The sequence below is a fragment of the Metabacillus sp. 84 genome (assembly GCF_050107715.1).
Classification (GTDB): Bacteria; Bacillota; Bacilli; order Bacillales; family Bacillaceae; genus Metabacillus_B.
Map to the genome: position 1 here is coordinate 49850 of NZ_JBNILN010000002.1, position 21044 is coordinate 70893.

General features: G+C 45.2%; 18 protein-coding genes and 1 riboswitch. Of the genes, 13 read left to right on the plus strand and 5 right to left on the minus strand.

Annotated features, from left to right (window positions below; translation table 11 throughout):
- Positions 1-15 precede the first annotated feature (15 nt).
- Positions 16-489 (plus strand): RNA deprotection pyrophosphohydrolase, encoded by a 474-nt coding sequence (gene ytkD, locus ACQCV8_RS04825; RefSeq protein ID WP_426843430.1) that lies wholly within the window; start codon positions 16-18, stop codon positions 487-489.
- Positions 490-517: 28 nt separating this feature from the next.
- Here ytkD and ACQCV8_RS04830 read toward each other — a convergent pair whose 3' ends face one another.
- From ACQCV8_RS04830 to ACQCV8_RS04840, 3 genes are read right to left on the minus strand one after another with little or no spacing between them, the layout of a single operon-like run.
- Positions 518-1372, minus strand: a complete 855-nt coding sequence (locus ACQCV8_RS04830; RefSeq protein ID WP_426843793.1) for an ABC transporter permease — start codon at positions 1370-1372, stop codon at positions 518-520.
- Positions 1317-2090 carry an ABC transporter ATP-binding protein gene (locus tag ACQCV8_RS04835; protein ID WP_426843431.1) on the minus strand — a complete coding sequence of 258 codons (774 nt, stop codon included), beginning with the start codon at positions 2088-2090 and terminating at the stop codon, positions 1317-1319. The genes ACQCV8_RS04830 and ACQCV8_RS04835 overlap by 56 nt, the downstream gene beginning before the upstream one ends.
- 12 nt (positions 2091-2102) lie before the next feature.
- Entirely contained in the window at positions 2103-3092 is a 990-nt protein-coding gene (locus ACQCV8_RS04840) for an ABC transporter substrate-binding protein (RefSeq protein ID WP_426843432.1), read from the minus strand.
- A gap of 136 nt (positions 3093-3228) precedes the next feature.
- Here ACQCV8_RS04840 and ACQCV8_RS04845 point away from each other — a divergent pair, with 136 nt between their 5' ends.
- The 3 genes from ACQCV8_RS04845 to ACQCV8_RS04855 all read left to right on the plus strand — a co-directional run bounded on the left by ACQCV8_RS04845 (position 3229) and on the right by ACQCV8_RS04855 (position 6931).
- A complete protein-coding gene (locus tag ACQCV8_RS04845; RefSeq protein ID WP_426843433.1) occupies positions 3229-4017 on the plus strand; it encodes an alpha/beta hydrolase family protein in 789 nt (262 codons plus the stop codon).
- Positions 4018-4099: 82 nt separating this feature from the next.
- Positions 4100-4342 carry a DUF2584 domain-containing protein gene (locus tag ACQCV8_RS04850; protein ID WP_426843434.1) on the plus strand — a complete coding sequence of 81 codons (243 nt, stop codon included), beginning with the start codon at positions 4100-4102 and terminating at the stop codon, positions 4340-4342.
- Positions 4343-4459: 117 nt separating this feature from the next.
- Positions 4460-6931: a heparinase II/III domain-containing protein gene (locus ACQCV8_RS04855; protein WP_426843435.1), complete on the plus strand. Its 2472-nt coding sequence runs from the start codon at positions 4460-4462 to the stop codon at positions 6929-6931.
- A gap of 585 nt (positions 6932-7516) precedes the next feature.
- On the opposite strand, the gene ACQCV8_RS04860 is transcribed toward ACQCV8_RS04855, so the two are convergent.
- Both ACQCV8_RS04860 and pckA read right to left on the minus strand, forming a co-directional pair.
- The gene (locus ACQCV8_RS04860) at positions 7517-8710 is read right to left on the minus strand and encodes a dicarboxylate/amino acid:cation symporter (protein ID WP_426843436.1); all 1194 of its coding nucleotides are present in this window, start codon (positions 8708-8710) and stop codon (positions 7517-7519) included.
- 276 nt (positions 8711-8986) lie between these two features.
- The gene (gene pckA / locus ACQCV8_RS04865) at positions 8987-10573 is read right to left on the minus strand and encodes a phosphoenolpyruvate carboxykinase (ATP) (RefSeq protein ID WP_426843437.1); all 1587 of its coding nucleotides are present in this window, start codon (positions 10571-10573) and stop codon (positions 8987-8989) included.
- A gap of 564 nt (positions 10574-11137) precedes the next feature.
- Positions 11138-11266, plus strand: a riboswitch (SAM riboswitch).
- A 208-nt stretch (positions 11267-11474) separates the two neighbouring features.
- Here pckA and metK point away from each other — a divergent pair.
- The 9 genes from metK (at position 11475) to ACQCV8_RS04910 (ending at position 21042) form a co-directional block, all read left to right on the plus strand.
- Positions 11475-12671, plus strand: a complete 1197-nt coding sequence (gene metK, locus ACQCV8_RS04870) for a methionine adenosyltransferase (protein WP_426843438.1) — start codon at positions 11475-11477, stop codon at positions 12669-12671.
- Positions 12672-12973: 302 nt separating this feature from the next.
- Positions 12974-13669: a response regulator transcription factor gene (locus ACQCV8_RS04875; protein ID WP_426843439.1), complete on the plus strand. Its 696-nt coding sequence runs from the start codon at positions 12974-12976 to the stop codon at positions 13667-13669.
- Complete coding sequence (locus ACQCV8_RS04880) at positions 13666-14709, plus strand: sensor histidine kinase (protein WP_426843440.1); 1044 nt, start codon at positions 13666-13668, stop codon at positions 14707-14709. Before ACQCV8_RS04875 ends, ACQCV8_RS04880 begins: the two co-directional genes overlap by 4 nt.
- 3 nt (positions 14710-14712) lie before the next feature.
- Entirely contained in the window at positions 14713-15879 is a 1167-nt protein-coding gene (gene msrB, locus ACQCV8_RS04885; RefSeq protein WP_426843441.1) for a peptide-methionine (R)-S-oxide reductase MsrB, read from the plus strand.
- A 121-nt stretch (positions 15880-16000) separates the two neighbouring features.
- Entirely contained in the window at positions 16001-17236 is a 1236-nt protein-coding gene (locus ACQCV8_RS04890) for an ABC transporter substrate-binding protein (RefSeq protein WP_426843442.1), read from the plus strand.
- Positions 17217-18869: an ABC transporter permease gene (locus tag ACQCV8_RS04895; protein ID WP_426843443.1), complete on the plus strand. Its 1653-nt coding sequence runs from the start codon at positions 17217-17219 to the stop codon at positions 18867-18869. Before ACQCV8_RS04890 ends, ACQCV8_RS04895 begins: the two co-directional genes overlap by 20 nt.
- A gap of 4 nt (positions 18870-18873) precedes the next feature.
- The gene (locus ACQCV8_RS04900; RefSeq protein ID WP_426843444.1) at positions 18874-19809 is read left to right on the plus strand and encodes an ABC transporter ATP-binding protein; all 936 of its coding nucleotides are present in this window, start codon (positions 18874-18876) and stop codon (positions 19807-19809) included.
- Complete coding sequence (locus tag ACQCV8_RS04905) at positions 19806-20468, plus strand: TVP38/TMEM64 family protein (protein WP_426843445.1); 663 nt, start codon at positions 19806-19808, stop codon at positions 20466-20468. The genes ACQCV8_RS04900 and ACQCV8_RS04905 overlap by 4 nt, the downstream gene beginning before the upstream one ends.
- Positions 20461-21042: a CDP-alcohol phosphatidyltransferase family protein gene (locus tag ACQCV8_RS04910; RefSeq protein WP_426843446.1), complete on the plus strand. Its 582-nt coding sequence runs from the start codon at positions 20461-20463 to the stop codon at positions 21040-21042. Before ACQCV8_RS04905 ends, ACQCV8_RS04910 begins: the two co-directional genes overlap by 8 nt.
- Positions 21043-21044: the final 2 nt, after the last annotated feature.

The following is a 21044-nucleotide window of genomic DNA, read 5'->3' on the forward strand; positions in this document are numbered from 1 at the left end:
AAATAGAGGGATCACATGTATCGTTTTAAAGATTATTATCATAATCAGGTGCAGCTTTCATTTGAAAAAAATCCATTTTCAAACTTTCCAAAGCATGTTTGGGTCGTCTGCCGCTACCAGGACAAATGGCTGCTGACCGATCATGGAGACCGGGGGTATGAATTTCCCGGAGGCAAGGTGGAAATGAATGAAACAGCAGATGAAGCTGCCATCCGAGAAGTAAAAGAGGAAACGGGCGGGATTGTAACTTCCCTTAAGTATATGGGGCAATACCGTGTTTCCGGTAAAGAGAAAATCATTATTAAAAACATTTATTTTGCAGCGGTAAACGAAATGATTCAGCTGGATGATTACATGGAAACAAAAGGACCTGTTCTTTTGGACGAAATACCTGATAATATCCAGCAGGACAGGCGATTCAGCTTTATTATGAAGGATGAAGTGCTGCAGCAGTCCCTGAAGCGGATTATGGAGCATATACAGGATTAAAAAGGCTTGCCGTTTGAGGCAAGCCTTTTTAATCAGAGTGTTTGATGATTTTTCGTTCCAGCCAGTCTACGAGCTGGTACATAATTGTGGCGAAAACGGCAATGAGAAAGAGACTCAAGAACACAAGGGTAAAGTTGAATACTTGGAAGCCATATATGATCATGTACCCAAAGCCTTTTGAGGAAACAAGAAATTCTCCCACGATCACTCCGACCCATGAAAGCCCGACGTTTACTTTAAGTGTAGAAATCATGACGGGAAATGAAGAGGGAAGAACGGCTTCTCTAAAGAGCTGAAACCTTGTTGCTCCGAAGGTTTGCATGACTTTTAAATAATTCGGATCTATGCTTTTAAAGGAAGTATAAACAACAATTGTGGTGATGATAACAGAGATGATGGCTCCCATCGCTACAATGGAGAAAAACCCGGGTCCTATTGCAACGATTAAAATGGGGCCAAGTGCAACCTTTGGCATGGCATTTAAAATAACGAGGTAAGGGTCAAGGATTCTTGATAATCTTGGAGACCACCAAAGAATGGCGGCAAGCATGATCCCGGCCAGCGTTCCAAGAATAAATCCGAGCACCGTTTCAAAAATGGTTACACCCGCATTAGCCGCCAGTGTCCCATCGCTCCATTTATCCAGGAACAGGGCCCATATTTTTGAGGGGGCACTAAAAATCAGCGGATCAATCCAGCCATTCTTGCTGGCGATTTCCCACAAACTGAAGAAAGCAGCGAAAATAAGGAGCTGGTAAAGCAAGACAATCATTTTTTCCCTTTTGATCCGGTCAAGGTAATGGTGATGAAGCTCTTCTAAATGGGTTTTATTTTTCTTGCTCAAGCTGATCGAGCTCCTTCCATATCGTTTGAAACAGCTCATTAAATAATGGATGCTGTCTTGCATCAAAAGGAGAGAGCTCTCGAATTTCCCGGGGAATAGGAAATAATTTGGCGATTTTCCCCGGACCAGCTGAAAAAAGAAAAACCCGGTCGCTCATTGCAATGGCCTCGCCGATATCATGGGTAACAAGCAATGCAGTTTTGCCAAAGTCGTGAAGGGTCTGGTGGACAAGGTCTTCGAGTCTCAGCTTTGTTTGGTAGTCCAATGCTGAAAAAGGCTCATCCAATAGCAGCAATTCAGGGTCTGCTGACAAGGTTCTGACTAATGCAGCGCGCTGGCGCATACCGCCTGACAGCTGACGGGGGTATTTTTCTTCTACCCCTTTAAGACCCATTTCCTCCAGCAGATGCATGGTTTTTTTTTCTGAGTCCGGAGTGAGTTTGTTTAACGTCTTCAAGCCAATCAGTACGTTGTCTTTTATTGTTTTCCATGGGAAAAGATAATCCTGCTGCAGCATATAGCCGATTTTTTTCCGCATCTGCTCAATCGGCTCTCCCCGGATTAATACCGTTCCTTCTGCAGGTGAAAGCAAACCGGCCGTAATGGATAATAAAGTCGTTTTCCCGCATCCGCTTGGGCCAAGGAAGGAGATGAACTCCCCTTCCTCAACGGTCAGGCTGACGCCTTCTAACGCATTAGTAATCGTTTCTTTTGTGAAATAAGAATGCGACAGGTTTTGTATGGAAAGGAAAGCCATTGTTGACACTCCTTAGTTTTCCGAAGCCTTTTCGGCGAATTCGGTATTTACAAGACGGCTATGTTCAATGCGTTCAGGGAGTTCACCCGCTTCATCCATAATGTTCTGGAGATTCTTCCATTCCGCTTCATCAAGGACCGGGTTTACTGCGAAGGAGCCCTGCTCTTTATACCGGTCTACAACCGTCTCAATTAAAGACGGATCTGTATCCTCAAAATAAGAGGTGATCGATTCAGCAATTTCTGCTGCTGAATGCTCTTCCACCCAGGTTTGTGCTTTTTGAATGGCATTGGTGAATTTTTGGACGGTCTCCCCGTTTTGGTTAATATAGCTTTCCTTTGACATGAACGTTGTATAGGGGATCATTCCGGACTCTGTTCCAAAGGATGCAACAATTGTGCCCTTTCCCTCTTTTTCAAAGATACTGGCTGTCGGTTCAAAGAGCTGAACGTAATCACCTGTTCCAGATGCAAAGGCGTTGGCGATATTCGCAAAGTCAATGTTCTGAATTAACTCCAAATCCTTTTGAGGGTCAATGCCATGCTTTTTCAATACAAACTCACCGGCCATCTGAGGCATGCCGCCCTTGCGCTGGCCAAGAAACGTGCTTCCCTTAAGATCCTCCCAGTCAAATGAATCCGTTTTCTCTCTTGCTACAAGGAAGGTGCCGTCTGTCTGGGTAAGCTGGGCGAAGTTGATAACCGAATCCTTTGAGCCTTGAGCCTCAACATAAATGGAGGTTTCAGAGCCCACAAGCGCAACATCTGTCCCTCCGGATAGAAGGGCCGTCATTGTTTTATCCCCTCCAAAGGTGGTCTTCAAGTCGACCTCAAGGCCCTCTTCCTTAAAAAACCCTTTCGAAAGGGCAACATAAAGAGGAGCATAAAAGATGGAGCGGGTGACTTCTGCTACACGAATCTTCGTAACTGCGTTTTGATTACATGCCGAAAGTGGTATGGCTAATAAAATAAGCACCATGAAGCTGATGAACCATTTTTTCATGAGCGGGTCCTCCTTCGTGATCGGATGCGGAACAGACAGGCCGCATACCGGAAATTTCTGCTCTAACAGTAACGTATGAAAATCGGGAAAAATGTGTGAATGCCCAATTTGAATGAAAGATGAAAGAGGGATTTTAATGAGTAACGGACAAATTATTGAACGGCAAAAGTACCCTTCTCCCCACCCTGATATTGATTTGCAGCTTGTTACTTACATTTCTGCAGGGCTTAAGGTAAAAGGGCTTCTTGCAGAGCCTAAAAAAGAAGGGACCTATGATGGATTTTTGTATCTTCGCGGAGGCATTAAAGGGGTGGGAATGGTCCGTCCCGGAAGAATTGTTCAATTCGCTTCTGAAGGGTTCGTCGTAATGGCTCCTTTTTATAGAGGAAATCAAGGCGGTGAAGGAAATGAAGATTTTGCTGGTGAAGATCGCGAGGATGCTTTGTCAGCCATTGATCTTCTGTCCAGCCACCCGAAAACGGATTCAGGGAAAATCCATGCATTTGGCTTTTCCAGAGGCGGGGTGATGGCGCTTATTGCTGGAAATGAGCGGAATGATTTATGCTCGGTCGTTACATGGGGAGGGGTTTCTGACATGGTCCTGACGTATGAAGAACGGGAGGATTTACGCAGAATGATGAAAAGAGTAATCGGAGGAAGTCCGAATAAATACCCGGACCAATACAGCTGGAGGACTCCGCTTCATGAGCTGGATAAAATGAAAGCTCCCCTTCTCATTATTCATGGAGCGAAGGATCAGAACGTTTCCCTGGAGCATTCACTTAAGCTTGAAGCGCGGGCAAAAGAGCTTGGCCTTAATGTTGAATCATGGTTTTTTGAAGAGTACACCCATTACTTCCCTCCACATGTAAACAGGGAAACGGTGCAGAGACTGACCAGTTGGATGAAGCGGCAGTCCGGCTGATATGCTAAAATAAAGGAAAACTCCATTGGCCGGGCGTGGCGGTGCCCGGGCGGAATGGGATTTTGATAAAGGAGAGATGGCGATGGGAATGCCCCTTGAGCTGAATACGATGATTGTAACAAAGGGCAACGAAAAGAGGCTTGAAGAAAATGTATTTGTTCTTCAGAAAGACGGTTATCGCCTGTACCCGCTTGATCTTCCGGTTGAAGTGAAAAAAACGAAGGACGGGGATGTAAGCGGAAGAGCGGTAATTACGAAAGTCGAATGGCAGACCAGCAAGACGATTCTTACATACAAGCTGATTAAACTGAATTCCACAAATTAAGAAGTCCTGGCAGGGCTTCTTTTTTTAATATTTTTTTAGAAATTGGTGAAACATTAGAGGGTATTAGTCGATAAGTACTAGTGAGAAATACTTATAAAAATTTCGGAGGTTATCACATTGAATTCCCATCCCATTAAGGGTGTTCTTCTTTTTGTCCTTCTTCTGCTCCCGCTGACGTCCGTTTCCAGTGCTTCCAGCCCATCAATGAAACGTCTGAATGAACCCTTCCTGCAATCTTCCGCTTATAAGTCTTTAGTAGAGTCCAGAGCAAATCCTTACAAATTCATGCCGGAGGAGCGCATAAAATCAGTAAAACGGACCGGTTCAACTTCACCAGCCCCGGGGTATACTCCAAATATGAATAATCAGCTATCCAAACCAAGACCGCATTCGTTCATCGGGGTACAGGAACTTCAAAAAGCAAAATCGAGAACTGTTCGAGAGCCATGGGCTAAAAACTATTTAAAGCGATTGGAAAGCGAAGCAAACTCATTTCTTAAGTTAGATCAAACGATTCCGAAAAAGCCTGCAGGCTATGCCTCATGGTATGTGTGCAGCGATGGCACACCGCTTCAGAACAAGAATGGAGAGCACTATTGTCCAAGTGATAAGAAAAATTACAACGGCGAAAAAATTGAAGCCGGCTGGCTTGCCTACGAGCATAATGAACGGGTCCGCCAAATCCGGATTCTTTCGACAGCCTATGCCTTAAACGGCAGCGAAACCTATTCCAAGGCTGCACGGGGTCTGCTGCTCCAATATGCAGATATGTATAAAGGATTTTCAAAGCAAACGAAAGGCGGAAAATGGTACTATCAGTCATTGGATGAAGCTGTAAGCGCGGTCGATCTTGCTTCAAGCTATGACCTTCTATACAGCAGCCCCTCGTTTACGCAGGCAGAAAAAAAGAAAATAGAGGATGATTTACTTGCTCCGATTGCGGAGACTTTGAAGCAGAACCCATACAGTAAATCAAACTGGCAGGCATGGCACAATGCCGCCATTGGAATGATTGGAGCAGCAGCAGACAAGAAGGAGCTGCTCGAATTTGCTGTAAATGGGCAAAGAGGTTTCTATTATTTAATGGATGAGGCTGTTCTGGAGGATGGGTTCTGGTGGGAAGGGTCAATGGCGTATCACACCTATGCCCTTGCCCCGCTCAGCATTTTGGCTCAAACAGCCTCCCACTGGGGCTATGATTTATACAGCCATGAAAAGTTTAAAAAAATGTTTGATATTCCGCTGCTTTACAGCTACCCGAATTTCATTCAGCCGACGAATAATGACGGAGGAAAATATGGCAGCAGCATTACCGGCTATACATCATCCCGAGGCTACAACGACTATGAGCTGGCTTATACGAAATATAAAGATCCGGGATATGCGTGGTTTCTCCATACAAAATATGAAAAGCTGAGCCGGACAGGGGATTTTGCGCTTTTCTTTGGAAGTGACAGCATTGAAGAAGCAGCCGGGATTCCTACAAAAAGCCTGCATCTGACAAGCATTGGACAGGCGATTTTAAGACATCCTGATTCAAGAGATCAGCAGTCGTATGTTCTGCTGGATTACGGTGATCATGGCGGCTCGCACGGACACTATGATAAGCTGAACATCGACCTGTACGGAGCGGGGACCCTGCTTGCTCCGGACTTTGGAACGCCGGGTTATACCCATCCGCTATACAGGGGCTGGTACAAGCACACAGTTTCTCATAATACAGTAACAGTTGATGGCAAATCCCAGAGTGAAACAAAGGGAGAAATGCCGATTTTTTCAAGTAATCCTGCATTCAAATACATGTATGCCAAGGCAAACGGTGCGTATCCAGGAGTGGCTTATGAAAGAAGCTACTGGATGGAAGATGAATTTATGCTGGACTGGTTTTATGTAAAAGATGATTCAAGAACCCATCAATATGATCTTGCCCTTCACGGATTAGGAGCGTATCAGACAGACTTACATCTTCAGCGGCTTTCCAGCGCGATTGGAAACGGAAATGGGTATGAGCATTTGAAAAATCCGAAAGGAGCCGGGGGAATTGATTCTGGATGGAGCAGCAGGTGGGATCAAAATGGAAAAGGGCTTCGGACCTATTCCATTCCTTTTCAAAAATCTTCAGTGTTTGCTGCGGATGGACCGGGTCCTTCCAGCAGCCCATCAGAGCTGACTCCAGTCATGCTTCAGCGGGTGACAGGAAAGGAAGCACAATTTGTGACCATCCTTCAGCCTTATACCGATCAAAATGCTCCTGCCGTCACGGGAAAAAGAGTGGGGCAGTTCGGTTTACGTGCTGACAGCCAAACAGGCACCTACCATTTTTTCCAAAATCATCAGCAGAAAACAGAAGGGGTGCTCGCAGCAGCTAAGGCTTCTTCAAATGTTCGATCGGATTATGATTTTGGAGAGAATGTGACAGCAGGCAAAGTACAGGGAAAAACCATAAATGTCACCATGAAAAACGCCGGCCATCTAAAAGGTATAACCATTGTGCTTAATAGAGGCCAAGCTGAATCAGTTTCTGTAAACGGAGTGAAATGGAAAACAGCTATTCAGGGAACGTACATTCTTGCTTATCAGCCGGAATAAGGATAAAGAAGGGGCTGCTGCCAGAAAGTCCTGAGGGGGAACAATTAGAATGGGGGAAGGCTGCTTTCTTGTGCAGCCTTTTTTTATTTTCATTAACAAAGGATCGAGTGGGTATGGGTCAGTGGGCCGGACCAGGTAAGCCTTAACGTGAATAAATAGAAGGGAAAATGCGCTTGGAAGCGCTTCATTTTCACCTTGGAGGGCTGATTGGAGCGCATCCACCAGTCAACCTTTCCTGGAAGGGCACTCTTATGGCTGTATAAGAAGTTTTTAAAGCTGAATCGGAGCCGGTTGGTCAGGATATTGTCCGAACTTCTGATTTATTGTCCTAATTTTAGATTTATTGTCCTAACTCTCTTTTTATTGTCCTAACTTTTATTTTATTGTCCGTACTTTCGATATAATGACTTTTCGACAAAGTTCGCTAATCCCCCGTTAACTCACTTGAACGTAATCGTATCTGGCTGCTTTCATTAATAACAGGATGCTCTTGAATGCTATACCTTTTACCATCTGAAAAAACCCCCGTGCTTGCCGGGGGTTTTAGGTGAATGGCACTGTTTAAAAGCTGGAGCGGAAATCTTATTAAGAAGCTTGCTTCGCTGAAGCGGGCTTTTTCTTTTTCACTCCGATTTTGCTCAGGAAGATGGCTAAAGCACCGTCTCCTGTTACGTTGGCAGCTGTTCCAAAGCTGTCCTGAGCGAGGTATAGCGCGATGATGAGGGAAACCATGGTAGCATCGAACCCGAGTATAGACTTTAGGGGTCCAAGCGCTGCCATTACAGCACCTCCAGGAACACCGGGTGCTGCAATCATGGTTACGCCCAGCATCAGAATAAATGGAAAGAGTGTTTGAAAAGAGATCTCTGCTCCGCTTAGCAGCATGACCCCCATCGCGCAGCTTACGAGAGTAATCGTGCTCCCCGAAAGATGAATTGTTGCAAAAAGCGGAATTGTAAAGTCCGCTACTTTATCATCCGCTTTTCCGGTTTTCTTTACATGTTCCAGCGTAACCGGAATCGTTGCAGCCGAGGATTGCGTTCCAAGTGCCGTAAAATAAGCGGGCATCATGGATTTTAGAAGCCTGAACGGATTTGCTTTTGAAACAGCACCTGCCGCCAAATACTGCAGGACGAGCATAATCAGGTGCAATGCAATAATCATCGCAAATACTTTTGCGAAGACAGAGATAATGGATTCAACCTGACCGCCAAACGTCATATTGGAAAAAATTCCGAAAATATGGAATGGGAGAAGGGGAATGATAACGACGGCAATTACCTTTTCAACGATTTGCCGAAAATCCTCCATGACATGGTTCAGAGCATTTCCTTTAATAGAGGCCATGCCAATTCCAAGTGTGAAAGCGAGCAACAGGGCGCCTACAATATCAATAAACGGCGGCATTTCCACTGTGAAAAATGGCTTTTGAAGAAATTCCTCAGGGTTTCCCATCTTATTTAAGGTATACCCCTCTGTGAATCCCGGCAGCAGCATGGACGCTGCAAAGTAAGCAAGGAGACCCGCAGCTACGGTGGAACCATAAGCTACTCCGGCAGACAGACCCAGCAGCCGTCCCGCACCTTTCCCTATCTGTCCGATTCCAGGTGCGATAAAACCTATAATAATGAGCGGAATTACAAAATTAATAAAGTTCCCGAAAATGCCATTAAACGTTGCGAAAAAACGGATTACTTCTTCCGGCATAATTTTTCCTGCCAGAATACCGAGAATAATCGCTGCCGCAATCTTCGGGAGAAGTCCTAGACGTATTTTCATAGTGTCCTCCTTATATATACAAGTGTGCGTCTAAAGAAGATAATAATAAGATACCACAGATTGTCTCAAATTTTAAGAGAAATTTCAAAATTTATTATTGCAGAATTTAATGACGAAGCTTATGTATGGCTGGAAAGGCAAATTTTCCTTGAGTCATATGTTAAAGCAGGATGCTATGCTGCAGCCGACTTAGACGCATGCAGGGATTAATCTGCCCCTAAAAAAAATTCCCCTCTAAACGCTGTGAAGCGTACAAGGGGAATCACTTATCAATTTTTAAACGAGAGGACCTCCCAGATCAGAGATCTCCTGTCTGACGGAAGTGAATTTCGTGAAATTATGCTTGAACTTCTCTGCGAGCTGTCTTGCTTTCATTTTATAAGCTTCTTTGTCTGACCACGTTCTGGAAGGAATGAGTACCTCATCCGGTACGCCTGGAACATGAGCCGGAATGCGCAGCCCAAAAATGTCATCCATCAACATTTCAGAGGAAGCCAGTTCTCCTTCCAGCGCCGCCTGAACCATTGCTCTAGTATATTCAAGCTTCATTCTTTTGCCGGTACCATACTCGCCACCCGTCCATCCTGTGTTGACTAAATACACGTCCGCATTGTGCGCTTCAATTTTCTGTCCGAGCATTTCCGCATAAGCTTGAGCAGGAAGCGGGAGAAAAGGTGATCCGAAACAGGTTGAGAAAGTTGCCTGCGGCGAGGTAATGCCGCGTTCCGTGCCTGCCAGCTTGCTTGTGTATCCGCTTAAGAAATGGTACATGGCTTGTTCTTTCGTCAGCTTGCTGATCGGAGGCAGTACTCCAAAGGCATCCGCTGTCAGGAAAACAATGGTATCCGGATGACCTGCAATACTTGGGAGAATAATGTTCTCCATTGCATCCAGTGAATATGCGGCTCTCGTATTCTCAGTATAAAAAGCATGATCGTAATCAGGCTCTCTCGTCGTTTCATCGACCACTACGTTTTCAAGAACCGACCCAAAACGAATCGCATTAAAGATCTGCGGCTCTTTTTCCTCTGAGAGATTAATGCATTTTGCATAGCATCCGCCTTCGATATTAAATACTCCGCTAGAAGACCAGCCATGCTCATCATCTCCAATAAGCTTCCGTTTCGGATCCGCTGACAAAGTCGTTTTGCCTGTTCCGGAAAGTCCGAAAAACAATGCTACGTCCCCTTCCCTGCCAACATTAGCAGAACAGTGCATCGGGAAAATTCCAGACTCAGGGAGCAAGTAATTCATAATGGAAAAAATTGATTTTTTCATTTCTCCGGCATATTCCGTTCCACCAATTAAGATGGTTCTTTTTTCGAAGGAAATGATGATGAAGGTTTCTGAATTGGTGCCGTCTAAAGCCGGATCCGCTTTGAAATTTGGAGCAGATACAATGGTGAAGGGCTCCGTGCCCGAGTGATCCGGTTTACCATCCGGTCTTATGAAAAGCTGATTCGCAAAAAGATTATGCCATGCATATTCGTTCACCACTTTGATGGGCAGACGGTATCTTTCATCGGCTCCGGCATATCCATCAAAAACAAACAATTCATTCTGCTGTTTTAAGTATGAAAGGACCTTCTGGTAAAGCTTTTCAAAAGCATCGCTTGAAATAGGCTGATTAACAGCGCCCCAATCAATTTTGTTTTCAACGCTCGTTTCCTTAACAATAAATTTATCTTTAGGCGAACGGCCTGTATAGGCACCGGTCGTTGCGCGGATGGCACCGGTTGATGTTAAAACGGCTTCGTTCCTTGACAGAATTTTTTCAACTAGCTGCGGTACTGATAAGTTTAATGAAACATTTTCCCCTTCAAGTAAAAGCGAAAGCTCGTTTGTTGCGGCAAGTGAATTCATCCCCATACCTTCCTTTGCTCGTAATAAAGTCATTTCTATAATTAGTATAACACATTTAAGGTAATAGTCTATACTAATTAATGTATTTTACGCTCCACCTTACGAATTGCCAGTGCTCAGCTGAAAAATGAATGTTTAGCGGAGCTGGCTGAACTTGTATGGTCATGAAAAAATAGATTAAGGAACCGCTCGAAACCGTGCCGTCCCCGCCCGTAAACAAGATGAAGCTGATTGCAGCGTCCGTAAATCCGGCGGAGCGCTTCGACAAGGGCATTTACCCGCTTAAAGCCTGTACCGCCAGCCGGGTATTGAATGCGTTTGCAAAAATATGCCGAAATCCAGTCAAACTGTTGGACGGAGGTTCGCGGGCCGGCATCCGCAGCCAGTCCTCCCGGATAAGGCGGGAAATGGCTCTCAATTCCATACCATGTCCAGCTCTACCAACATTATACCTCTGTTTTAAGGGAGAGCGCATACAAAAATGCTTTTTCGTTCAAAAACATCCTTTCAGTTTTTGTTGACATTTACGGGAAAATTGAGGTATTATATGTCCTTGAACGGATTCTCTTATCCCGAGCTGGCGGAGGGACAGGCCCTATGAAGCCCAGCAACCTGCAAGGTCGGAAGACTTCGGTTTTCTCTCATGCAAAGGTGCTAACCTGACGCAAGGCTGTAGTCCTTGAGCGATAAGAGTGAAAGGCTGAATAATAACTCCTTTCCTCTATTAAGAAGGAAGGGTTTTTTTATGCAGTCTGGAATCTTTTTCCGATTTTATAGGGAAAGATTCTTAACATAAAGCTAAAGATAAGAAAAGGGAACGAGTTCCGTCTCAAACAAAGAGGGGAAGTACATAACTGAACCTTGCCAATAGAACAGCCGAAAATTCAGAGGAGGAATTACATTGTCAGTTAAACGCCATCTATTCACTTCAGAATCCGTAACGGAGGGACACCCGGATAAAATTTGTGACCAAATCTCCGATTCAATCCTGGATGCGATTCTTGCTAACGATCCGAATGCACGTGTTGCCTGCGAAACATCCGTAACAACCGGTCTTGTCCTGGTTGCTGGAGAAATTACAACTTCAACTTACGTCGATATTCCGAAAATTGTCCGTGAAACAGTTAAAGACATCGGCTATACACGGGCCAAGTATGGTTTTGATGCTGAAACGTGTGCAGTGCTTACATCCATTGATGAGCAGTCTGCAGATATTGCAATGGGTGTCGATCAGGCACTTGAAGCCCGTGAAGGAACCATGACAGATGAGGAAATTGATGCAATTGGTGCTGGGGACCAGGGTTTGATGTTCGGATTTGCGTGCAATGAGACAAAAGAACTTATGCCTCTTCCAATCTCTCTTGCACATAAGCTTTCCCGCCGACTGGCAGAAGTGCGTAAGGAAGAAATTCTGCCTTACCTTCGCCCGGATGGAAAGACGCAAGTAACAGTTGAGTATGACGAGAACGATAAACCGGTTCGCGTTGATACCATTGTTATTTCCACCCAGCATCACCCGGAAATTTCTTTGGAGCAGATTCAGCGCAACCTGAAAGAGCATGTGATTAAGCCGGTGGTTCCTGCTGAACTTATCGATGAAAACACCAAATACTTCATAAATCCGACAGGCCGTTTTGTTATTGGCGGACCTCAAGGTGATGCTGGTTTGACTGGACGTAAAATCATTGTTGATACGTATGGCGGTTATGCACGCCACGGCGGCGGTGCGTTTTCCGGTAAGGACGCGACGAAGGTTGACCGCTCTGCTGCTTATGCTGCCCGTTATGTGGCTAAAAACATTGTAGCAGCAGGCCTTGCAGAGAAATGTGAAGTCCAGCTTGCCTATGCGATCGGTGTTGCCCAGCCTGTGTCCATTTCGATCAATACATTCAGCACAGGCAAAGCAAGTGAAGAAGCTCTAGTTGACGCAGTGCGCCAAAACTTTGATCTTCGGCCGGCAGGGATTATCAAAATGCTTGATCTTCGCCGTCCAATCTACAAACAAACTGCAGCTTACGGTCACTTTGGACGTACAGATGTAGAACTGCCTTGGGAGCAGACAGACAAAGCAGAAGCGCTTCGTACCATTCTTTCATAGAAGGTATAAATGGGCCTGCATCTGATATAGTGCTTCATTGATCCTGAACCGAAAAGCAAGGCCCGGAACCAATTGGTTTCGGGCCTTTTTGCTGCCAATTTTTGCATTGATCTTTTTTACGCTTTCATCCGTTTTCTTAGGGAGCGGATCTTTTCGAAAATTAATTCATAGAAATTTAATCTTTTGCTTATTCTTTTATAATTTTCAGCGGGTACTCTATTCATACAGCCGAGAGCATGATTAGTACCCATAATGCCGATGCTGGGATATAGTTATAGGAAAGATCGTAAAAGGAGCCGGGATTGATGCAGAAGGTTTTGCTTGTTGATGATGAACCATCCATCCTTGATGTATGCAGACGGTATTTGGAGCGGGAAGGATACATGGTGGAATCAGCAGTAAATGGATATGAAGCGGTAGAAAAGTGGCGTTCGGGCCGGCCGGACTTAATCATTCTGGATCTGATGATGCCCGGAAAAGACGGGTGGATTGCAGCAGAAGAAATCAGGGCGGAGGATGAGGATGTCCCAATTATCATGCTGACAGCCCTTGGTCAGGAAAGAGACCGAATTCTGGGCCTCACGTTGGGAGCAGATGATTATCTGACAAAGCCCTTCAGTCCGAGAGAACTTGTTTTACGGGTAAAGAACATGCTTAGACGGGTTTCAAAAGGTAAGAGGCCTGAAACGAATTTTATTACGTTCGGAACGATTACCATTGATTCATCTGCAAGAGAAGTAAAGTCAGGTGAGGTTCTTGTGGAAATGACTGCTAAGGAATTTGATGTCCTATGGCTGCTGGCGAGTCATCCCTCCCAAGTGTTTTCAAGATCCCAGCTGCTTCAGAAGGTGTGGGGATACGATTTCTCAGGAGATGGGAACACGGTGAATGTTCACATCAGAAGACTGAGAGAAAAACTGGAAAAAAATCCGGCAGAACCGCAATTTATTAAGACGGTTTGGGGAATTGGCTACAAGCTGGAGCGTTCCATCTTATGAGAATCAGAACGCTGTTGATTTTAGCAAATTTTCTTTGCACATCCTTGATTTTGATTTTTTTGCTGATCAGTTTTGTGGAGATGTCGATTCCAAATGATTCCATCCTGATTTTAACAATTATGACGTTTGCAGCAGGGGTTCTTTCTTCTCTGGCCCACTTTTTCCTGACAGAACCGCTCATGAAGGCGGTCAACCAAATAAAATCGGAATCAAAGAAAATGTCAGACGGTCATTTTAATGTCCGGATTTCCGAAAAGGGACCGGCCGAAATTAAGGAGCTCGGAAGTCATTTTAATGAAATGGCTGAAAAACTGGATCGGATGTTTATGGAAGTGAAAAAGTCCGAGGCTTATAAGACAGAGCTGATTGCTAACGTTTCTCACGATTTGCGTACCCCAATAGCTTCCATTCTCTCCTATGTTGAAGCGCTGGAAGACGGAGTGGTGAGGGATGAGCGGGAGAAGGAAGAGTATCTATCCACCATAAAGAAAGAGGCTGTCCGTTTAAGCAAGCTGATTCAGGAGCTATTCGAATTGTCTCAGCTGGACAGTCAGATGATTCCGTTTCTTCCGGAGCCAGTGTATGCCGACCAGCTCATTTTGGACGTTCTTCAGCCATTGGAACTCATTTTAAAGGAAAAGCAGCTTCGCTTGGAACTCCAGCTTGAAGAAGGGTTGCCCCCGGTATTCATGGTGCGGGAACAGATCATGAGAGTCCTTTCCAACCTGATTCAAAATGCAGTCAGCCATTCGCCGGACCAGGGCTTAATCCTCTTAAAAGCAGAAAAAAAAGCGGATCAAATCCTTTTTTCGGTCAAGGACGAGGGTCCTGGAATCAGGCAAGCCGACCAGTTAAGGATTTTCGAACGGTTCTACCGGGCTGAAAAATCCAGAAACCAGGCATTAGGAGGCTCAGGGCTGGGGCTTGCGATTGCAAAGGAATTTATTGGACTTCACCGTGGAGAAATCGGTGTTATCAGCAGAGAAGGCAAGGGAAGTGAATTTTGGTTCACCATCCCTTTAATACTGGAAGGAGAATGAAAAATGAAGATGTGGATGCCTATTCTGATCATTGCGGGAGCAGCTGCCATTTTATTTGCGGTCATGCCGAATATTGGTGAATATTTTACGAAGCGCTCTCATGAAACACAGCCGGTTGCAGCAGCCGGAACCGATGAAAAAGGAACGGATGGGAAAAAGGCGGTTGCGACATTTGCCGGCGGATGTTTTTGGTGCATGGAACCCCCTTTTGAAAAGCTTGAAGGGGTAAGCGAGGTTATCTCCGGGTATACCGGTGGAGAAACAAAAAATCCTTCCTATAAAGATGTATCTTCCGGTTCAACTGGACACATAGAGGCAGTACAGGTCGTGTATGATCCGTCGCTCGTCACATATGAAGAGCTTTTGCAGGTATTTTGGAGACAGATTGATCCTACAGATGACGGCGGGCAGTTTGTAGACAGAGGGGATCAGTATTTATCCGCCGTTTTCTACCATAGTGAAGAGCAGAAAGCGGCTGCTGAAAAATCAAAAACTGAACTTGAACAATCGGAAAGGTTTGACTCGAAGCTCGTAACAGAAATCAGAGAAGCAGGCACGTTTTATCAAGCTGAGGATTACCATCAGGACTACTACAAAAAAAGCTCCGTTCAGTACAAATTTTATCGCAGCAACTCTGGACGGGATCAGTTTCTTGATAAAGTATGGGGAGGGGACCGTGAAGTAAAAATAGAGCAGGCTTCAAAAGAATCGAATGAAACAGCTGATTACGCGGACTTCAAGAAGCCCTCAGATGCAGAGCTGAAAAAAACGCTGTCAGCTGAGCAATACAAAGTGACTCAGAAGGACGGAACAGAGAGAGCATTTAATAATATATACCATGATCTAAAAGACGAAGGAATCTATGTCGACATTGTTTCCGGAGAGCCGCTTTTCAGCTCTAAGGACAAATACGATTCCGGCACGGGCTGGCCAAGCTTTACAAAACCGCTTGTTCCTGAAAATATAATTGAGAAAGAAGATAACACTCTCTTCATGAAAAGGACGGAAATACGCAGCAAATATGCCGATTCTCACCTTGGCCATGTATTCACTGATGGACCGAAGCCGACAGGACTGCGTTATTGCATGAATTCCGCGGCTTTAAAATTTGTACCGAAAGAAGATTTAGAAAAAGAAGGATATGAAGAATTCATACAGGATTTTGAGTAGGATTTAGAGGCTGGCTCTGGAAGGGCCAGCCCGGTTAATAATAACGCGTGTGCAATCATTTGATTCGGAGTAGGACTTTTGGGGTACATATCATGGTCGAAATGAACAAAAAAGGGGATATATGATGAAGCGATTCCTGTTATTATTTTTATCAATTATGCTGCTGGCAGGCTGTTCTTCTAATGCGAATGTGGAAAAAGCAAATACAGATATTCTCAATGCCGGATGGGCGGATATTGAAAAAGCAGCCGGCGGGAAAAAAATCAGGCTCCATATGTGGGGGGGAGACCCCGGGATCAATGCTTATATCGATGAATATGTGAAGCCTGTCTTGAAAGAAAAGAAAAACATACTTCTGGAGCGTATCCCAATGGATACCCCGGAAATTTTACAGAAGCTTGAAACGGAAAAGCGTGCAGGACAGGCAGAGGGAACAATTGATCTTGTCTGGCTAAACGGAGAAAACTTTAAAAATGCCAAACAAAATGATCTGCTTTTTGGACCAATCACTGAAAAACTGCCAAACTATCAACAATACTACGATACAAAATCCCTCGAAAACCGCTATGACTTCGGCCTTAAAACGGATGGCTACGAAGCACCATGGGGGAAGGTTCAATTTGTGTTTCATTACGACTCTGAAAAAGTGCAGGATCCTCCCGAAACAATAGAGGATTTGCTGTCATGGGCGAAGGACAATCCAGGACAGTTTACTTATCCCGATCCGAAGGACTTTACCGGGAATGCTTTCATCCGCCATCTGTTTTATGAGTCGGCAGGGGGCGCAAAAACGCTTCTTGATAAGGGATTTGATGAGGAATATGCCAATTCAGGAAGCAAGGAGCTATGGGAAAGCTTGAATAAGCTTGAGCCTCATCTTTGGAAAAAAGGAAAGCTTTATCCAAATGATTTAACCGAGCTGGATAAACTGTATGCAAATGGGGAAGTTGCCATGACCATGGGGTACAATGAGGCGAGAGCAGAAAGCTTAATAGAGAAAGGGGTTTTTCCGGAAACCACCCGATCCTTTGTCCTCGAATCCGGTTCTATTGGAAACACGCATTTCCTGGCTGTCCCGGCAAACAGCGCGAATAAAGAAGCAGCTTTAGTATCCATTGATTTTCTTCTCTCTCCTGAAGCCCAGATTAAAAAGCTTTCCCCTGAATATTGGGGCGAAAGTCCAGCGCTTGATTACTCAAAGCTGACAGAGGAACAGAGAGAAAGCTTCGATGAAATCGATCGGGGGAAAAGTGTATTGTCTCCTGAGGAGCTGGAGGATGCATTCCTGCCTGAGATTGATTCACAATATGTGAACTGGCTAAAGGAGAACTGGACGAATGAAGTGGTTCAAAAATAAACGAATTCCAGGCGGCGTGATGCCCGCACTGCTTGTAGCGGGCATCATGATCCTCTCAGGCCTTCTCTTTGCTGTTTTGGAGAGCCTGAGGGAGGAAACCACCTTTTCTTTTCATGCTTATGCTGAAGTTTGGAGAGATAAAAGCTTTACAATGTCATTTATTTACAGTTTATTCATTGCTTTTTTCTCGTCCTTGCTTTCAATTTTCATAGGATTATGGATTACAAGAAAGATAGCCCCGTTTTTGCGGCGCCCTCTTTTTAAGCTGCTTGCCTGGTCTCCGCTGCTGTTCCCCCATTTTGTATGGGGCTACATGCTTCTTTTGCTGCTTGACCAGACAGGATGGATTCCGCAGATTCTTCAGCAGATTGGCTGGCTTGAGAAGGAACAGTTTCCTGTCCTGATCCGGGATGAATGGGGAATTGGAATTATTCTTACGTATGTGACGAAAGAAATTCCATTTGTCATTCTGATGCTGCTGCCTGTCTACCTGGATATGGACGGCCGCAGACGTGACTTGGTTATTACGCTTGGCGGTTCAAAGCGGGATGTGTTTACAACAGTAGAATGGCCGGTGATTTTTCCGGTTATAAGTGAAATCTTTCTAATCTTATTTGCCTTTATTCTGACGGCCTATGAAGTACCTGCGCTGCTCGGGATCACCTATCCAAAAATGATCTCAGTCCTTGCTTTCGACTGGTTTTATAACGGTGACTGGTCTCAGCGACCGCTTGCTTATACTGCAATGCTTTCTATCACCGTGCTCATTTTGCTTCTGACGATCCTGTTTTACATTCTATGGGGAAGAACGAGAAGGATCCGCAATGACTCCTTTCGCGGAACGCCTTTTAAAAAGAAAGGCTCGGCACCTGTTTTAACCATTTATTTAGCATTGGTGTTTATGCCGATTGCCGCCTTATTAGCGAGCAGTATACTGAACAGGGACCCTCAGAATCTGCTTCAATCCGCTTGGTCGCTAAGGGCATGGAGTGTGCTGGCAGAGGACCCGTTGCTGATTCAGTCTGTCTGGACTTCGGTTGCCATTGGCGTCATAGTTGTGCTGCTGAATTTTCTGCTTGCCATTCCTGCAGCGAAAGCTCTGGCATTTAAAGATTTCAGGGGCAAAGCAATTGCAGAGACAGTCCTGCTTGCACCGCTCTTAGTTCCTGCGCTGCTGGTTGCGATGGGACTCCATATTTCACTGATCCGCCTCGGACTTGCAAATGAATGGAGCGGGGTGGTGCTGATTCAGCTGCTTCCAACCCTTCCCTATACAATTAAAATGTTCAGGGCAGGCTTCGAGCAGATGGGCCGGAGCTGGGAGGAACAAGCAGCAACACTTGGTGCGTCAAAGTGGAGAATCTTTCGGTCCATTCATTTGCCGCTGCTGATATCATCGTTTAGAGCATCTGCGTTTTTAGTTTTTGTTATTTCTCTCGGACAGTATATCTTAACCAGCTTAATAGGCGGGGGAAATGTACTCACTTTAGCGCTCGTTTATTTCCCTTATTTTGAACAGGCAGATACAGCTGTAATGGCAGCCTTCTCGTTCCTGTTCGCCCTTATTCCAATTGGAGTCTGGCTGGTTTTCGAGGCTTTATTCCGGTTGACCGCTGCTTATAAAGGAAGGTGATGGAATGCCCTATCTAACATTTGACGGGACAAAGCAATATAAATCTCAGCCAGTCCTGGAACGGACACAATTTACAATGGAAAAAGGTGAAATCCTCTCCCTTATCGGCCCTTCGGGTACTGGAAAGTCCACTTTGCTGAAATGCCTGGCGGGATTGGAACATCTCGATTCCGGACAGATTTTTTTAAACGGCAAGAACGTGACAGCAGTTCCGGCAAGAAGAAGAGAGGTCGTCCTCGTTTTTCAGCAGGCCCTTCTGTTTCCGCATATGACGGTCTTTGAAAACGCAGAATATGGATTAAAACTGAAAAAAATCAACAAGGAAACCCGAAGAAAAAAGGTGCAGGCAATGCTTGATAAAACAGAAATGCTGCACGCTGCAAACCGTTATCCCGACCAGCTTTCAGGCGGTGAACAGCAGCGGGCTGCGCTGGCACGGGCCCTTGTCATGGATCCAAAGCTCCTCCTCCTTGATGAACCGTTTGCAAGTTTGGATCCACTCCTTAGAGATAAGCTTCGGATTTGGGTCAAGAGCCTGCTCAAGGAACAAAACATAACGTCGATTTTTGTTACACATGATATGGAGGAAGCGGCGATGATAGGAGACGAGCTGGCCATTCTCCACGGCGGGGAGATTCTTCAAAAAGGGAAAGCGCGCGATATTTATTTGAATCCGGCTAATGAAACAGCTGCCGCGTTTTACGGCGACGGATTGATTATCAATCATGAGTTTATTCCCTCATTGAAACTTGACATCCTAAAGCAGCCTGCGGTAGATGGGTGGAAAGGAACCGTTTTGAATGAGGTGTATAAATACGGCCGCGTTTTCTACAGAATTTCTGTTGAAAGTCAGCAAATTACCTTGTATAGTGCTGAGCCCCTGACAGAGGGCCAAACGGTGTATGTAAGCAAAACAGGAGAGGAGCACACCAGACATTGAAAAAAACAGTAAGACTGCTGATCCTTGCAGCAGCAGCCAGTTTCCTCCTCTGGTTTAATCAGACCTATTTAAAGTTGAACCCGGAAATGATCAAGAACTGGATTCAATCATTAGGGGCCGCGGGACCGGTTGTTTACATTCTTATCTACACCGTCCGGCCGGTAATTCTTTTCCCTGCCTCCATCCTCTCGCTGGCGGGGGGGCTTGCATTCGGACCGGTATCCGGCTTCCTATATACGCTCGCCGGCGCTTCTGGCGGAGCCATGCTGGCCTATTTCCTTTCAAAGCAGTTTGGAAGAAAAATCATACCTGATTCCGGCCGAATCGATACAGTGAAAAAAGCAATAGAGAAGAATGGATTTTTATATGTTCTCCTTCTTCGCCTTCTTCCCATTGTGAATTTTGATTTAATCAGCTATGTAGCAGGACTTGCTTCCATTCGCTGGTTTTCCTTTTTAATGGCTACCATCCTTGGAATTATACCTGGAACGTTCGCTTATAACTTTCTGGGTTCAAGCTTTACAGCGGATAATCGGTCAACGCTCTATATCGCGATTGCAATATTTGCGGTAATGGCCCTTCTTCCTCTTTTATTTAGAAAGAGAGTAAAAAAGCGGCTGTTTCCCGGTCAGGATGAAGAGGTGGAAAAGGATGCTTGATACGCATGGCAGGAAATATGTCCAGCCGGTAATCGAAGGAACAGCTTCCATTCTGCTAAAGTGGAAGCTTTCTGCAAATCAGGTAACGGGAATCGCTTTTTTAATTGGTGTTTCCTCCGGTCTTTTTATTTATTTAAGTCAGCCTCTGCTTGCAGTACTGGTGCTATGGCTGTCAGGCTTTTTGGATGCAGTGGACGGAACGATGGCAAGGAAAACGAAGCCTTCTGCATGGGGAACGGTTCTTGATATCACCTTTGACAGAGTCGTAGAAATCAGTGTCATTCTCGGGCTTGCCGCAGCTTTTCCGGAGGCTCAATGGGCGCTGCTTCTCTTAAGCTGCTCCATTATCATCTCCATGACGATCTTTTTGACGGTTGGTGCGCTGAGTGAAAAACAAGGAGTCAAGTCCTTTTATTATCAAGCTGGAGTCGCAGAGAGGACAGAAGGATTTATCCTTTTTTCGCTGATGATTCTGCTCAGCGGCCAGCTTATCTGGTTCACCTTGCTCTTCTTTTTACTTGAGATGTTCACCGCTTTTCAGCGTTTATTTGAAGCAAAGCGAATACTGAAATAGGA

Coding starts and splice junctions, on each gene's coding strand:
- ytkD (WP_426843430.1), top strand. CDS start 16: ATGTATCGTTTTAAAGATTATTATCATAATCAGGTGCAGCTTTCATTT.
- ACQCV8_RS04830 (WP_426843793.1), bottom strand. CDS start 1,372: ATGAGCTGTTTCAAACGATATGGAAGGAGCTCGATCAGCTTGAGCAAG.
- ACQCV8_RS04835 (WP_426843431.1), bottom strand. CDS start 2,090: ATGGCTTTCCTTTCCATACAAAACCTGTCGCATTCTTATTTCACAAAA.
- ACQCV8_RS04840 (WP_426843432.1), bottom strand. CDS start 3,092: ATGAAAAAATGGTTCATCAGCTTCATGGTGCTTATTTTATTAGCCATA.
- ACQCV8_RS04845 (WP_426843433.1), top strand. CDS start 3,229: ATGAGTAACGGACAAATTATTGAACGGCAAAAGTACCCTTCTCCCCAC.
- ACQCV8_RS04850 (WP_426843434.1), top strand. CDS start 4,100: ATGGGAATGCCCCTTGAGCTGAATACGATGATTGTAACAAAGGGCAAC.
- ACQCV8_RS04860 (WP_426843436.1), bottom strand. CDS start 8,710: ATGAAAATACGTCTAGGACTTCTCCCGAAGATTGCGGCAGCGATTATT.
- pckA (WP_426843437.1), bottom strand. CDS start 10,573: ATGAATTCACTTGCCGCAACAAACGAGCTTTCGCTTTTACTTGAAGGG.
- ACQCV8_RS04880 (WP_426843440.1), top strand. CDS start 13,666: ATGAGAATCAGAACGCTGTTGATTTTAGCAAATTTTCTTTGCACATCC.
- msrB (WP_426843441.1), top strand. CDS start 14,713: ATGAAGATGTGGATGCCTATTCTGATCATTGCGGGAGCAGCTGCCATT.
- ACQCV8_RS04890 (WP_426843442.1), top strand. CDS start 16,001: ATGATGAAGCGATTCCTGTTATTATTTTTATCAATTATGCTGCTGGCA.
- ACQCV8_RS04895 (WP_426843443.1), top strand. CDS start 17,217: ATGAAGTGGTTCAAAAATAAACGAATTCCAGGCGGCGTGATGCCCGCA.
- ACQCV8_RS04900 (WP_426843444.1), top strand. CDS start 18,874: ATGCCCTATCTAACATTTGACGGGACAAAGCAATATAAATCTCAGCCA.
- ACQCV8_RS04910 (WP_426843446.1), top strand. CDS start 20,461: ATGCTTGATACGCATGGCAGGAAATATGTCCAGCCGGTAATCGAAGGA.